Annotated in this window: 12 protein-coding genes; 10 read left to right on the forward strand and 2 right to left on the reverse strand. The window is 65.3% G+C overall.

Annotation, left to right across the window (positions count from 1 at the left end):
- Positions 1 to 100: 100 nt before the first annotated feature.
- Positions 101 to 583 carry a DUF3093 domain-containing protein gene (locus GNZ21_RS13445; protein ID WP_229659370.1) on the reverse strand — a complete coding sequence of 161 codons (483 nt, stop codon included), beginning with the start codon at positions 581 to 583 and terminating at the stop codon, positions 101 to 103.
- Here GNZ21_RS13445 and dut point away from each other — a divergent pair.
- From dut to GNZ21_RS13470, 5 genes are all read left to right on the forward strand, one after another.
- Complete coding sequence (dut, locus tag GNZ21_RS13450; protein ID WP_157325191.1) at positions 566 to 1,069, forward strand: dUTP diphosphatase; 504 nt, start codon at positions 566 to 568, stop codon at positions 1,067 to 1,069. The genes GNZ21_RS13445 and dut overlap by 18 nt on opposite strands.
- 45 nt (positions 1,070 to 1,114) lie before the next feature.
- Positions 1,115 to 1,972 carry a DUF3710 domain-containing protein gene (locus GNZ21_RS13455; protein ID WP_157325192.1) on the forward strand — a complete coding sequence of 286 codons (858 nt, stop codon included), beginning with the start codon at positions 1,115 to 1,117 and terminating at the stop codon, positions 1,970 to 1,972.
- The gene (locus GNZ21_RS13460; RefSeq protein WP_157325193.1) at positions 1,969 to 2,670 is read left to right on the forward strand and encodes a DUF3159 domain-containing protein; all 702 of its coding nucleotides are present in this window, start codon (positions 1,969 to 1,971) and stop codon (positions 2,668 to 2,670) included. Before GNZ21_RS13455 ends, GNZ21_RS13460 begins: the two co-directional genes overlap by 4 nt.
- Positions 2,667 to 4,097, forward strand: a complete 1,431-nt coding sequence (locus tag GNZ21_RS13465) for a class I SAM-dependent RNA methyltransferase (RefSeq protein ID WP_157325194.1) — start codon at positions 2,667 to 2,669, stop codon at positions 4,095 to 4,097. Before GNZ21_RS13460 ends, GNZ21_RS13465 begins: the two co-directional genes overlap by 4 nt.
- Before the next feature lie 104 nt (positions 4,098 to 4,201).
- Positions 4,202 to 7,039 carry an aconitate hydratase gene (locus tag GNZ21_RS13470; protein ID WP_276529592.1) on the forward strand — a complete coding sequence of 946 codons (2,838 nt, stop codon included), beginning with the start codon at positions 4,202 to 4,204 and terminating at the stop codon, positions 7,037 to 7,039.
- A 75-nt stretch (positions 7,040 to 7,114) separates the two neighbouring features.
- Here the strand turns inward: GNZ21_RS13470 and GNZ21_RS13475 are convergent, their stop codons facing one another.
- The gene (locus tag GNZ21_RS13475; protein WP_157325196.1) at positions 7,115 to 8,236 is read right to left on the reverse strand and encodes a glycosyltransferase family 4 protein; all 1,122 of its coding nucleotides are present in this window, start codon (positions 8,234 to 8,236) and stop codon (positions 7,115 to 7,117) included.
- Positions 8,237 to 8,366: 130 nt separating this feature from the next.
- Between GNZ21_RS13475 and GNZ21_RS13480 the strand changes: the two genes are divergently transcribed.
- The 5 genes from GNZ21_RS13480 (at position 8,367) to GNZ21_RS13500 (ending at position 14,256) form a co-directional block, all read left to right on the forward strand.
- Positions 8,367 to 10,496 carry an amylo-alpha-1,6-glucosidase gene (locus tag GNZ21_RS13480; RefSeq protein WP_157325197.1) on the forward strand — a complete coding sequence of 710 codons (2,130 nt, stop codon included), beginning with the start codon at positions 8,367 to 8,369 and terminating at the stop codon, positions 10,494 to 10,496.
- A gap of 7 nt (positions 10,497 to 10,503) precedes the next feature.
- Entirely contained in the window at positions 10,504 to 10,851 is a 348-nt protein-coding gene (locus GNZ21_RS13485; protein ID WP_157325198.1) for a MerR family transcriptional regulator, read from the forward strand.
- Positions 10,852 to 10,982: 131 nt separating this feature from the next.
- Positions 10,983 to 12,581 carry an NAD-dependent epimerase/dehydratase family protein gene (locus GNZ21_RS13490; protein WP_157325200.1) on the forward strand — a complete coding sequence of 533 codons (1,599 nt, stop codon included), beginning with the start codon at positions 10,983 to 10,985 and terminating at the stop codon, positions 12,579 to 12,581.
- A 17-nt stretch (positions 12,582 to 12,598) separates the two neighbouring features.
- The gene (locus tag GNZ21_RS13495) at positions 12,599 to 13,849 is read left to right on the forward strand and encodes a D-arabinono-1,4-lactone oxidase (RefSeq protein ID WP_157325202.1); all 1,251 of its coding nucleotides are present in this window, start codon (positions 12,599 to 12,601) and stop codon (positions 13,847 to 13,849) included.
- Positions 13,849 to 14,256, forward strand: a complete 408-nt coding sequence (locus GNZ21_RS13500) for a sensory rhodopsin transducer (protein ID WP_157325204.1) — start codon at positions 13,849 to 13,851, stop codon at positions 14,254 to 14,256. Before GNZ21_RS13495 ends, GNZ21_RS13500 begins: the two co-directional genes overlap by 1 nt.
- Positions 14,257 to 14,261 lie beyond the last annotated feature (5 nt).

Below are 14,261 nucleotides of genomic sequence, written 5' to 3' on the forward strand. Positions count from 1 at the left end.
CCTTCGGGCCTGAAGTCGCAGCACCGCCTTCGGCTAGCTGCTCAGTAAGACTTCAGCTGAGCTGCTCGCTGCTCCACTGGTCGGCATTCCGGCTTAGCCGTCAGCCTTCCTGGACCGAGACGCCGGTGGTGCGCACCGGCTCCTGCGAACCCAGCGCGGCGAGCACTGCCTGCGGATTCCGCGTGGAGAACAGCCAGTAGGGCACCGGGTCCTGCTCATCTGTGATCTCAACAGTCACTACGGGGTCGATCCATCCCCGGATGCATTGGAAGCTGCGCGCATCGAACCCGGGGCCCAGCTGCTCACGTGCCCCGGCCCCCGAGTGCGCCACCACCCGGCCCAGATGCTCACGTTCAATCTGAGCGCGCCCCACTCTCAGCCACTGGTCAGTGACCTCGATCCGCGGCGTGATGGCAATCAGCGCCGCCACCACGATGGCCACACCCGCCGCCATCGCCACGAACCCGTAGAACGGATCTATCGGAAAGAAGATCGTCGAGAATGAGGCCCCGATGAGCACCCCGGCCAGCCAAATCCACCAGGCCGGCCACAGCTTCTCGGCATAATGCGCAGAGTCATTCATAGCCCCCATCTTCCCACGGTAGGCTTAGGTACTGTGAACAGGATTCAGATCCTCATCCAGCAGCTGGACCCCGAGCTGCCGCTGCCGCGCTACGCCCATCACGACGACGCTGGGGCGGACCTGCTCACCGCAGAGGACTTCACCCTGGAGCCCGGGCAGCGCCGGATGGTCCCCACCGGGGTTGCCGTGGCGATCCCGGAGGGTTGGGTGGGCCTGGTGCATCCGCGCAGCGGGCTGGCCCATAAGCACGGCATCAGCATGGTCAACGCCCCCGGCACCGTGGACGCCGGCTACCGGGGGGAGCTCAAAGTGCTGCTGATCAACACCGACCCCACGCAGCCGGTGAGCTTCCGGCGCGGGGACCGGATCGCTCAGATCGTGTTCCAGGAGGTCGCCCAGGCGGTCTTCACCCCGGTGGACACGCTGCCGGAGTCAGTCCGCGGCGCAGGGGGTTTCGGCTCCAGCGGCCTGACCACCACCGCCTGACCAGACCACTGCGCACAGCGCCAACAGCAAGGATCAAGGAGACGCATGCTCTTCGGCAAAAAGAAGAAGGACCAGCAGCAGAAGCCGCAGACCATCAAAGAGGCGCTTGCCGCCGAGGCGGTCGAGGAAGATGTCGAGATCACCGAGGCCGAGGTCTCCGGTGAGGAAGATGCGGTCTCCGGTGACCAGCAGGAGATCACCGAACCGGAGAGCCAGCAGAACGACGACGCCGCCGCTGAGGATGTGCCCAAATCCGGCTTCGAGCCCGGTCCCGGCCCCCGTGACGCCAAGGATGTGGAGTCCACCAAGGGCTATATCGACTTCGGGGCCATCCTGGTACCGGCCGCCAAGGGTCAGAAGATCCGCCTGGACATCGATCAGAAGACCAAGCGGGTGGTGTCCCTGACCATCAGCATCGGTCAGGCCAGCATCCAGCTCCAGGCGTTCTCAGCCCCCAAATCTGGGGGCATCTGGGAGGATGTCCGGGGTCAGATTCAGGAGTCGGTGACTAAGCAGAAGGGCCGTACCAAGATGATCGAGGGCCGGTTCGGCCCCGAGCTGCACGCCCGGGTCCCCACCGTGCTCAAGGACGGCCGCCAGGGTTGGCGGGCCGCCCGCTTCATCGGCTTCGAGGGCAGCCGCTGGTTCCTGCGCGGTGTGATCGGCGGCCGCGGGGCCATCGACCGCAAAGCCTCCCTTGGAGTGGAGGAGCTGTTCTCCCGGATCATCGTCAACCGTGGAGATGATCCGCTTCCCCCGCGTGAGCTGCTCAAGCTCAATCCGCCCGCCGGCGCCAAGCGAGTGGTGGTGCCTAAGGGGCAGAACCCTGCCGAAGCCGGCTCCCAGCCCAATCGCACCAATGGGGTGCCCGAGGCCGCAAAGCGCGACACCGACGGGTCATGAGCTCCTCCTCGCCCCCCTCTGCAGACCAGTTCGGTGCCCAGCTCTCCGGTACCGCCGCCAAGCGCATCTCCACCCGGGAGGACGGTTCCCTAGATGTGATGGGTTCGGTGGGCGGGGTGCGCGGCATCGTGGAGGCGGGGCTGCCGGCCACCGCTTTCCTCACCGCCTACCTCCTGACTGATGACTTGGCTGTGGCGATCGGCCTGGCCATAGCCATCGGGGTGCTCTTCACTCTGGCCCGGCTGCTGCAGCGCGGCTCCCTGGTGCAGTCCTTCTCCGGTCTGGCGGGGGTGCTCATCTGCGCTGCCTTCGCCCATTTCTCCGGCGAAGCCCGCGGCTACTACGTACCAGGATTCTTCATCAACGCCGGGTACATCCTGGGGCTGAGCCTCTCAGTGGCTCTGCGCTGGCCTGCCATGGGCATCCTCTTCGGGCTCATCCGGGGAGAGGGGTTTCAGTGGCGGCAGGATGCCCTGCGGCGCCGCCGGTACGCCCTGGCCACCTGGTTGATCACCGCAGTGCTGGCCTCCCGGCTCGTGGTGCAGCTGCCGCTGTACTTTGCGGAGAATGAGGCAGCTCTGGGGGTCACTAGAGTAGCCATGGGGGTTCCGCTCTACGCCTTCGCGCTCTGGCTGGGATGGATGATCACCCGCGAGACCCCGGCCGTCGAGGACGCCGAGCAGAAGTCCACCGGATGACCGGGTCCCGGGTGCTCACGCTCACCGTCGGGACGATGTCCCACGGCGGGCACTGTGTGGCCCGACATGAAGGCCGGGTGGTGTTTGTCCGGCATGCAGTGCCCGGGGAGACCGTCCGCGCAGTGGTCACCGACGGCGACCCCTCCGCCCGGTTCTGGCGCGCCGATGTGATCGATGTCCTCGAAGCCTCCGACCACCGCCGCCGGCACCCCTGGAAACAGGCTGATGCACTGCGCGCCTATGACCATGACCAGGTCCCGGTGGGCGGGGCCGACTACGGGCATATCACCGATATCCACCAGCGCCGGCTGAAGTCCCACGTCTTTAGGGACACTATGCAGCGGATCGGCGGTATTGATATCAGCGGTCTGGACCTCACCGGCTTCGGTCCCGACGGGGAGCTGCCGGTTCAGCAGCTGCCCGGGGCCGACGGCTCAGGTATGCATTGGCGCACCCGGGTGAGCTTCGGCGTGGCCGGCGGCTCCCTGGCGATGAAGCCCAACCGCAGCAATGATCTGATAGCCCTGCGTGCCATGCCGCTGGCGGTGGAGGCAGTGGGCGCCTCGGGCATCTTCAGCTGGGACTTCACCGGGGCTGTGACGGTCGACGCCGTGGCCCCCGGTGGCGAGCCGCCACTCACCCTGATAGTGCGCACCGATCCTGCCTCCGGCGATCAGCAGCGCCGCGCACTGGCAGAGAGGCTGGACCAGTATGCCGAGTTCGCCCCCGGGGTGGGCAGCATCATTCTGGCGGTGCCTAAGCAGGCCAGCCGGCGCCGCCGGTACAGTCAGCTGCGGCCCACCATGGTGGACTATCAGGTGCTCACCGGTGAACGCATGATCACCGAGCCGCTGCCGGCTGCAGTGGATGGTCGCAGCAGCGTGCAGCTGCCCCCGGAGGGGTTCTGGCAGATTCACCGAAGCGCCCCGCGCACTCTGGTCGAACAGGTGGACCAGTTCGCCGGGCTGGGACCCGGCGGCACCGCCGTGGACCTCTACGCCGGGGCTGGGCTGTTCACCGCCTGGGCCGCCTCCCGGGTGGGGGAGAGCGGGCAGGTGCTCTCCGTGGAGGCCGCCGAAGGCACCTCAGCAGCTGCTCAGAGGCTCTTCAGAGGCCTCCCCTCAGTGGAGGTGGTCAATGCTTCGGCAGAAACGGTGGCCGCCCGCTTGGAGTCTGCTGACGTCGTCGTACTGGACCCGCCCCGTGCCGGTGCAGCCAAAACCGTGCTGGAGGGGCTCAGTGCCTCACAGCCGCAACGGATCGTCTATGTCTCCTGCGATCCGGCCTCCTTCGCCAGGGACGCTCGGGTGCTCGCTGAGCTGGGTTGGCAGATCCGTGATCTGGCCCTGCTGGACATGTACCCGAATACTCACCACATGGAATCTGTTGCACTCTTTGAACCACATTCATCTGCGGCCACGCGGTGAGTGTTACCTAAACAGAGCGGTCCGCCGCTATGAGTAGGATGGATGTTGATTAGCGCGCACCCATGCGCTGTGTCAGCCCGCCAACGAGACTAAGGAGTCTAAGCGTGAGCACAGTGGACAGTTTCGGATCCAAAGGCGTTCTCAACGTCGCCGGCGCCGACTATGAAATCTTCCGGCTCAACACGGTCGAGGGATACGAATCCCTGCCCTACAGCCTCAAAGTTCTGCTGGAGAACCTTCTCCGCACCGAGGACGGCGCCAATGTGACCGCCGAGCACATCAAAGCCCTGGGCAGCTGGGACGAGAACGCTCAGCCCGACACCGAGATCCAGTTCACCCCCGGCCGGGTGTTGATGCAGGACTTCACCGGTGTGCCCTGCGTAGTGGACCTCGCCACTATGCGTGAGGCCGTCACCGAACTCGGCGGCGACCCCTCCAAGATCAACCCGCTGGCCCCGGCCGAGATGGTCATCGACCACTCAGTGCAGATCGACTCCTTCGGCAACTCGGATGCGATCGAGCGCAACATGGACATCGAGTACCAGCGCAACGGTGAGCGGTACAAGTTCCTGCGCTGGGGCCAGACCGCATTCGACGACTTCAAAGTGGTGCCCCCGGGTATGGGCATCGTGCACCAGGTGAATATTGAGTCCCTGGCGCAGGTGGTGATGACCCGCGAGGTCGAGGGCACACTGCGCGCCTATCCGGACACCTGTGTGGGCACTGACTCGCACACCACTATGGAGAACGGCCTGGGCGTGCTGGGCTGGGGCGTGGGTGGCATTGAAGCCGAGGCCGCGATGCTGGGCCAGCCGATCTCGATGCTCATCCCACGCGTTGTGGGCTTCAAGCTCTCCGGTGAGATCCCCGCCGGAGCCACCGCCACTGACGTGGTGCTGACCATCACCCAGATGCTGCGCCAGCACGGGGTGGTCGGCAAGTTCGTGGAGTTCTACGGGGAGGGCGTGGCCGAGGTGCCGCTGGCCAACCGTGCCACCATCGGCAACATGTCCCCGGAGTTCGGCTCCACCGCGGCGATGTTCCCGATCGACCAGGTCACCATCGACTACCTGCGCCTGACCGGCCGCACCGAGGAGCAGATCGCTCTGGTGGAGGCCTACGCCAAGGAGCAGGGCATGTGGCACGATCCCGCACGGCAGCTGCGGTTTTCCGAGCAGCTGGAGCTGGACCTCTCCACTGTGGTGCCCTCGATCTCCGGGCCCAAGCGTCCGCAGGACCGGATCGAGCTCACCGATGCCAAGGAGCAGTTCCGCAAGGACATCCACAACTACGTGGAGGATGACACCGCTGCGGCCACCGACGGCTTCAACGGTAAGGCCGATGAGGCATCCGCGGAGTCCTTCCCGGGCTCGGACTCGCCCTCACACAGCCCGAACGAGTCTCAGGACCCCGCCGATAAGCCCCGGCCGATGGATCCCAACGCCGAGCCGGCGGTGGGCCGTCCCTCCAAGCCGGTGCCGGTGACCATGCCTGACGGCCGTGAGTTCCACCTGGACCACGGTGCAGTCTCCATCGCTTCGATCACCTCCTGCACCAACACCTCCAACCCGAATGTGATGCTGGCCGCCGGTGTGCTGGCTCGCAACGCCGTGGAGAAGGGTCTGGTGCAGAAGCCCTGGGTCAAGACCTCCATCGCACCCGGCTCCAAGGTGGTCACTGACTACTACGAGAAGTCCGGGCTGATCGAGTACCTGGAGAAGATCGGCTTCTTCGTGGTCGGCTACGGCTGCACCACCTGCATCGGCAACTCCGGCCCGCTGGAGGAGGAGATCTCCAAGACCGTGCAGGAGCAGGACCTGGCAGTGACCTCGGTGCTCTCCGGCAACCGGAACTTCGAGGGCCGGATCAACCCGGATGTGAAGATGAACTACCTGGCCTCCCCGCCGCTGGTGGTGGCCTACGCTCTGGCCGGGTCCATGGACTTCGACTTCGAGAATGACCCGCTGGGCCAGGACGCCGAGGGCAATGATGTCTTCCTGCGCGATATTTGGCCCGACCCCATCGAGGTGGAGAAAATCATCGAGGAGTCCATCGACACCGAGATGTTCACCTCCAAGTACTCCACCATCTACGACGGCGACCACCGCTGGCAGGCCCTGGATACCCCGGAAGGCGCCACATTCGCCTGGGACGAGGACTCCACCTACGTGCGTAAGGCCCCCTACTTCGAGGGTATGGAGCTGGAGCCTGAGCCGGTGCAGGATATCGAGGGCGCCCGGGTGCTGCTGAAGCTGGGCGATTCGGTGACCACCGACCACATCTCCCCGGCCGGGTCCTTCAAGTCCGATACTCCGGCCGGCCGGTACCTGCTGGAGAACGGTGTGGAGCGCAAGGACTTCAACTCCTACGGTTCCCGGCGCGGCAACCACGAGGTGATGATCCGCGGCACCTTCGCCAATATCCGGATCAAGAACCAGCTGCTGGACGGCGTCGAGGGCGGGTTCACCCGCGATTTCACCAAGGACGGCGAGCAGGCCTACGTGTACGACGCGGCAGTGAATTACCAGGAAGCCGGCATTCCGCTGGTTGTGCTGGGCGGCAAGGAGTACGGCTCCGGGTCCTCCCGTGACTGGGCCGCCAAGGGCACCCGTCTGCTGGGCGTGCGCGCGGTGATTGCCGAGTCCTTCGAACGCATCCACCGCTCCAACCTGATCGGCATGGGCGTGATGCCCCTGCAGTACCCCGAGGGTGAGACCGCGGAGACTCTGGGGCTGACCGGGTTCGAGACCTTCAGCATCAGCGGGATCACCGCCCTCAACGAGGGTGAGACCCCCAAGACCGTGAAGGTCACCGCCACCAAGGAAGACGGCGCTGCCGTGGAGTTTGACGCCGTAGTGCGCATCGACACCCCCGGCGAGGCCAACTACTACCGCAACGGCGGCATCCTGCAGTACGTGTTGCGCAGCCTGGTCAAGGCCTGACGGATCGTCCGCACTGAACCGAAGGGGGCTCCGGGCAGATGCCCGGGGCCCCCTTCGTGTGTCCTGAGGGCGTCCCTAGAGGGCCCGGGAGGCCAGATCCTGGATGTTCTGAGTGCCCTCCACCAGGACTCGGTAGATCCGCTCGTAGCCTTCGGCCATGACCGGAAGATCGAACCTCTGCTCGGCCCAGGCGCGAATGGTCCGCGGGTCCAGTGCGCAGGCGCGTGCCACGGCACCGGGGAGCTGGTCAACTCGATCCACCACGATCCCGCTGATGCCTTCGGCCACCACCTCCGGTACGCTGCCGCGGCAGGTGGCGATCACGGGGGTTCCACAGGCCATAGCTTCCACCATGACCATCCCGAAGGGCTCCTCCCACTGGATGGGGAACATCAAGGCCGATGCCTGGGAGAACAGTTCCCGCTTGAGCACGGCGTCAGCCTCGCCCACGTATTCGGCATCTGCGCCCAGGCGTGCGCGTACCTGCTCGTCGAAGTACTTCTGCTCCGGTGCCTCGCTGAGCTTACCGGCCAGTACTATGCGCCGGCCCGCAGCCCGGGCGGCGTCGATGGCCAGATGAGCACCCTTATCAGGGCTGAAGCGCCCGATCCACAGCAGGAAGTCCTCCTTATCTTCACGGTAGGGGAAGCTCGCGACGTCCACCGCATTGTGAACCGTCCCGATCCAATTGAGATCCGGGGCCAGTCTCCGCTGGGCGTCCGAGATGGCGATGATGTCCACTGCGGCCCCCAGGCGCCGGAAGTACTCCCCATTGAGCCCAGTGACCGGCCCGTGCATCGTGGTCACTGTGGGCATCTGCCGGCCGGCTGCCAGCAGGGGCCCGGCCAGTGAGTGATCATGGACGATATCCAGGTCCAGGTCCCGCAGGGCCTGGGCGGTCTGGGCTGCGGCGATGACCTCCGGCATAGGATCGGCCCCCAGCATCTCGCTGGGCGGGCGCTCGAAGACGCTGATGTGCTGCTGGGCCTGGGTGCCGTTGCGGCCTGCCGAGAGCAGGACCACCTGGTGCCCGCGCAGCACCAGCTGGTCGGTCAGGGCGGCCACGACGGCCTCCGTGCCCCCGTAACCCTTGGGTGGCAGCTCAAACCAGGGCGGGGCGATCATGCCGATGCGCAGGGGCCGAATCTCGCCGTGGATCGGAGAGGTGTTCTCAGGTACATGAGTAGCGATGGACATGGTGACGCAGTGCCTCCGTGGGACAAATCAGAGCCAATGGATACCTGCAACTCGGGTGCTAAAAGACTTGCATTTGAAGTTGTAACTAATATTCTGTCCAAGTGCAAGGCGTCGACTCTAAGGAGCGCATATGGGATCAGAATCACATGCGGATGTCCGCCCCACAGGCCTTCCTGCGGTCTCCCTGCCGCAGACCCAGGTCACTCTGGTGGAAGGCTCCACGTTCTGCGTATCCGGGGTTCACGGGGACGTCCAGCCCGGCCGGGCCGAAGGCCTCTTTGTTCGCGACACCCGGGTCATCTCCCACTGGGAACTGCGCATCGACGGCGAGCCCCTAGAGGCACTCACCGTCATCCCGGGGGAACCTTTCGAGCAGCGGTTCATCAGCCGGGCCCCCGCCAGGGCGGGCCTAGTTGAGCCCACCCTGATTGTGGAGCGCCGTCGCCTGGTGGGACAGGGGATGCGTGAGGACATCACCGTGCGAAACTACGGCGCCGAGGCCGCCGGGATCCACCTGACACTCACCGCTGACGCTGATTTCGCCGATCTCTTCCAGGTCAAAGAGCGCGGCACCGGGGCCGTCGGCTCGGTGACCCACACTCAGGCAGGAAACGACCTGCTGTTCCGCGCCGAGCGAGGAGGCGAGCACCGCGGAGTGCGCGTCACCGCCGCCGGGGCCATCGCATCCCCCCACACTCTGACCTACCGGGCAGTGGTCCCCCCGCACGGAGAATGGTCCACCACAGTCAATGTCCATCCCTCAGCTAGTGGGCGGGAACTGGATATCGCCTTTCCGGCCGGCCAGGCGGTAGAAGCTGCTCAGCCTGCCCGCCGCATGCACAGCTGGCGGGAGAGAACCCCGCGCATCGAAGTGGCGAACACCGTGCTGGCATCGGCTCTGCGGACCAGCGAGCAGGACCTCGGTGCATTGCGCATCACTGATCCGGATCACCCCGAGGACGATGTCGTCGCCGCCGGAGCCCCCTGGTTCATGGCCCTCTTCGGACGGGACTCCCTGCTGACATCCTGGATGGTGCTGCCCTTCGCTCCTTCCCTGGTGCTGGGAACCCTGACCACGCTGGCCCGCCTGCAAGGGGGGAGGGGGAATCCCATGACTGAGGAGGAGCCTGGCAAGATCCTTCACGAGGTTCGCCACGGCGCGGATCTCTCGCTCGCACTGGGCGGCGACAGCGTCTACTACGGCTCCATCGACTCCACCCCGCTGTTCCTCATGCTCACCGGCCGGGCACTGCGCTGGGGCACCCCGCCTGAGGAGCTGCTGCCCCTGCAGCAAGCAGTTCGAGCTGCCGCGCAGTGGCTGGTCCGATCCGGAGACCGCGATGGGGACGGCTTCCTGGAGTATCAACGCAGCTCGGACAGGGGACTGGCCAACCAGGGCTGGAAGGACAGTCACGATTCCATCGCCACCTCCGCAGGGCGGCAGGCCGTGACACCCATTGCTCTGGCAGAGGTGCAGGGCTACGCCTACGCGGCCTATCTGGCGGTGGCCGAACTGGAGGAGGCCTGGGGCCATCCCGAGCAGGGCCAGGGGTGGCGCCGGCGAGCCGCGGAACTGAAGGAGCGTTTCCACACAGCCTTCTGGATGCCGCAGCACAGCTTCTACGCTCTGGCCTTGGATGGGCACAAGAACCAGGTAGATGCCCTGAGCTCCAATATCGGCCACTGTCTCTGGACGGGCATCGTGGATGAAGACCACGCCGGGAAGGTGGTGGACAGGCTGATCAGTGCCGATCTGTTCAGCGGATTCGGCATCCGCACCCGTTCGGCCTCTTCGGCGATCTTCAATCCGGCCAGCTACCACAACGGTTCGGTCTGGCCTCATGACACCGTGCTGGGAGCCGCGGGTATGGCCCGGTACGGATTCCGGGAGGCCGCGCTCACTGTGCTCACCGCCCTGACAGACGCCCTGGAGGCCTTCGGCGGACGCCTGCCCGAACTGTTCTGCGGGTTCTCACGAGCGGATATGCCGATCCCGGTGCCCTACCCCACCTCCTGCTCGCCCCAGGCCTGGGCCGCCGCAGTGCCTTACGAGATGCTGCGAATCGCTCTGGATCTGGAGGTGGATGTGCTCGCCGGGCGAGTGGATGCTGCACCGGCTCCGGCCCTGTTCGGAACGCTGAGCGTGCACGGAATCTCCCTTGGCGCGCACGGCTGGTTGGACGTAGTGGCTGATCAGCAGAATATCCGCCTGGAAGGCCTGCCGGAGCGATTCAGGGGTCCTCTGCCCGCTACACTGTGAGGCTGAGATGAACAACACTCCCGCCGAGACCCGCGCCGGCCAGCAGGCGGACACCCTGCTGGGGGATACCTCAGCGCCCTTCTACACCATCGGCCAGGTCGCAGAGCTTCTGGGCATCCAGCCAGCCGCTCTGCGGCGCCTGGATGATCAGGAGATCGTCTCCCCGGAGCGCTCCGAGGGCGGCCAACGGCGCTATTCCCAGGACGAGGTGGAGCAGCTGCGCCAGGTCATGGCCCTCACCGAGGAGGGCGTGACCCTGCCCGGAGTGCGCAAGGTGATGGAACTGCAGCAGCAGGTGGAACAGCTCAGAGAAGAGGTCGCCGAACTCCGAGGCGAGGAGACCGAGAGCCCCTGAAGCTCGCTGCGCACTTCGCGCTGTGCCTTATAGCGTCTGTGCAGGAAAAGTCCAGGTCAAGGTGGTGGGCTGGAGAGGGACCGAGTAGTTCAGGTTGTTTGAGAGTTTCGGCTCGAGGAGTTGGTCGTCAGATGCGTATCGCCATTGTCGGAGCCACCGGGAACATCGGCTCTGCCCTGTTGGAGGAGCTCCATGGGCGTGAGGAGGTCAGCTCACTCCTGGGCATCGCCCGCAGGCTTCCGCAGCAGGACGCCGTCCCCTATACCTATGCCGAGTGGTCCTCTGCGGACATTCAGTTCCCAGAGTCCGTGGAGACCCTCACCGAGCTCTTCGACGGAGCCGACGCCGTGGTGCACCTGGCCTGGCTGATCCAGCCCAACAGCAAAAGAGAATTGCTGCGGCGGGTGAACGTGCAAGGCACCAAGCACGTGCTGGAAGCCGCAGCAGCGGCGGGGGTCAGCCGGGTAGCGGTGGCCTCCAGTGTGGGCGCCTACTCGCCGGTCTCTGATGACGCCCCCCGGGACGAGTCCTGGGGCACGGAGGGAATACCGGGCTCCCACTACAGCGAGGACAAGGCTGCCCAGGAACGGGTAATGGACGAGTTCGAGGCACTACACCCGGATACAGCCCTGGTGCGGATCCGCCCGGGGCTGATCTTCCAGTCCGGAGCAGGTTCCGAGATCCAGCGGTACTTCGCCGGCTCCCTGGCCCCAGTGCAGCTGCTCAACATCGTTCGGCCTCCGATGCTGCCCATGCCGAGGAACATCCGTTCTCAGGCCGTGCACTCCCGCGACGTCGCTGCGGCCTTCGCCGAAGCCCTCATCCAGGGGGCCAGGGGAGCGTTCAACATCGCCGCCGATGACCTGCTCACTGCCGAGACTATCGCCCGGGTGATCACCGGGCGTGAAACCGGCCGGGCCAGTCTCCCCATCCCGCTTGGGCCGTTGAAGCCCTTGGTCAAGGCCGCCAATCGCGCTCATCTGCTGCCCATGGACGAGGGCTGGCTGCAGATGGCTGAACAGGTGCCGGTGCTGGACACTACGAGGGCCAGGACGGAGCTCGGCTGGCAGCCCACTGTCTCGGCCAAGGACGCCCTGGCCGAGCTGGTCGCGGGAATGAGCTCCGGTGCCGGGCGCGGGTCAGCCCCGATGCGGCCCCGCGGGGAGTCCCCACACTCCGGCTATCCACTGCCCGATGCGGACCATAGTCTGCCTGAGGGCATTGATGTCATGCTGCTGCGTCAGTACATGTCTGACCACTTGGCCGGAGCCACGGCCGGGGTGCAGCGGATCTGGGCAATGGCCTCAGCCTTCGAGGACACCCCCACCTATCCGCAGCTGTCCCAGGTGGCGCAGGCAATCGCCTCAGAGCACCAGTGGCTCAGCGATCTGATCCAGCGCCAGGGCTTCCCCCGGCCCGGGATGACCGCACCGCTGTTCTGGGTGGGGGAGAAGGTGGCCCGGCTCAAGCCCTATGCCCGGCCCCCGCTGAAACGCTCACCTTCGGCGCTGGTGCTGGAGACTGAGTTGATGATTGCCGCGATCACCGCAAAGCGGCAGGGCTGGGAGGTTCTCTCAGACTATGCCGAGGAGCTTGGGGTGCCGCATCATGTCTTCCACGATCTCATTGCAGCTGCCGACGAGCAGCGCGAGATGCTCGACGAGGTTCACAGCTACGCCCGGAGCCGGGCTTTCCGCACTGACCGCGAGACCCTGACCCCCCAGCTGTAGGAGGATGGCTTAGCGCTATGGCAGAGACGTTCACCAATTGGTCCGGATCCGTGAGCTTCACCCCAAAGCGTCGCGAGTCCCCGAGAAAGCCCGAACACCTTGCAGAGCTGGTGGCAAAGACTCGCGGTCGCGGGGGAACTCTGCGACCGGTGGGCTCCGGCCACTCCTCGGTGCCGATTTTCAGCACTGAGGACACGCTGCTCTCCCTGGAGAACCTCACCGGTGTGGTCTCTGCAGATCAGGAACAGGGTCTGGCCACGGTGCTGCCGGGCACCGGCCTGAGGGACCTCGGGGAGCAGCTGGCCGGACACGGACTGGCTATGCAGAACCTAGGGGATGTGGACTATCAGGCGATCGCGGGGGCTATCGGCACTGGAACCCACGGTTCAGGAATCAGCCTGGGGAATCTCTCCTCCACTATGGTCGGCGGAACCCTGGTCAACGGCCTGGGTGAGGAAGTACCCTTCGGTCTGGCCGCAGGTGCCCCGGCGGAGGATCCCGAATCCGACGACCTGCTTCGTGCTGCCCAGGTCTCCCTGGGCAGCCTGGGCGTGCTGACCTCGCTGACCCTGCGGGTGGAGGAGGCGCATCAGCTGCACCGGCAGAACTGGATCACCCATATCGACTGGGTGCTGGAGAACTACCAGGAGCTTGTTGAGACCAACCGAAGCATGGACTTCTACTGGTACCCGCGCAGCGATCTGGCCCAGGTGCGGATGCTGAATAAGCCCGGTGATGAGCCTGAACTTACACCTGAGGGTGAACCGCACAGCTATCTCAAGAAGGACCTGACCGGGCCCAACTACCAGATCATTCCCAATGACCGGCATCTGCACTTCGAAGAGATGGAGTACATGCTGCCATTCGACGGGCAGCTCACGGCTTTCCGCCAAATCAGGGAGCGGATCAAGGCTAAGCATCGAGCACAGGTGGGATGGCGGGTGCTGGTGCGCACCATCGCAGCGGACCGGGCGATGATCTCCAACACCGAGGCCAAATACCGCAATGGGGGCCTCCCGACCATGACAGTGGCCCTGCTGCAGAACAACACGCTGCCATTCGCTCAGTACTTTGATGATATTGAGCCGATCTTCTGGGAGTTCGACGGCCGCCCGCACTGGGGAAAGAAGCACACATTGAGTGCTGCCGAGCTGGCACCTCTGTACCCGGACTGGGCACACTTCCAGGAGGTCCGCCGTCAGATGGACCCTGACGGCGTCTTCATGAACAGCTACCTGCAGAAGCTCTTTGGCGAGGAGGAGAACTGATGGGCATCTTCAGCAAAGACAGTACCGGCCTGGGCCGCACCACCTGGGTGTTTTCCGCAGGATTTGCGCCCAGCGCCAGCACCGGTCATGAGCCGGAGTTCACCTCACGCAACACCCTATGCCTGCTTAACACAGGGGAGCAGGAGGCCTGTGTGAGGCTGAGTGTCTATTACGAGGACACCGATCCGGTCGGTCCCTTCGAGGTGCTGGTGAAACCCCAACGGGTAAAACACCAGCGGATCAATGATCTGATCGAGCCTGAGGCGGTGTACCTGGACAGGCCCTACGGACTGGTGGTGAACGCGGATCAGCCGGTGGTGGCCCAGCTCTACTACCTGGACTCACGTAACGGGAACCTGGCCGTCTCACATCTCAATCCGGTTCCGCTGGATCGCACCGATCTCTGAGCCCT

Source organism: Nesterenkonia alkaliphila (assembly GCF_009758175.1).
Taxonomy (GTDB): Bacteria; Actinomycetota; Actinomycetes; order Actinomycetales; family Micrococcaceae; genus Nesterenkonia; species Nesterenkonia alkaliphila.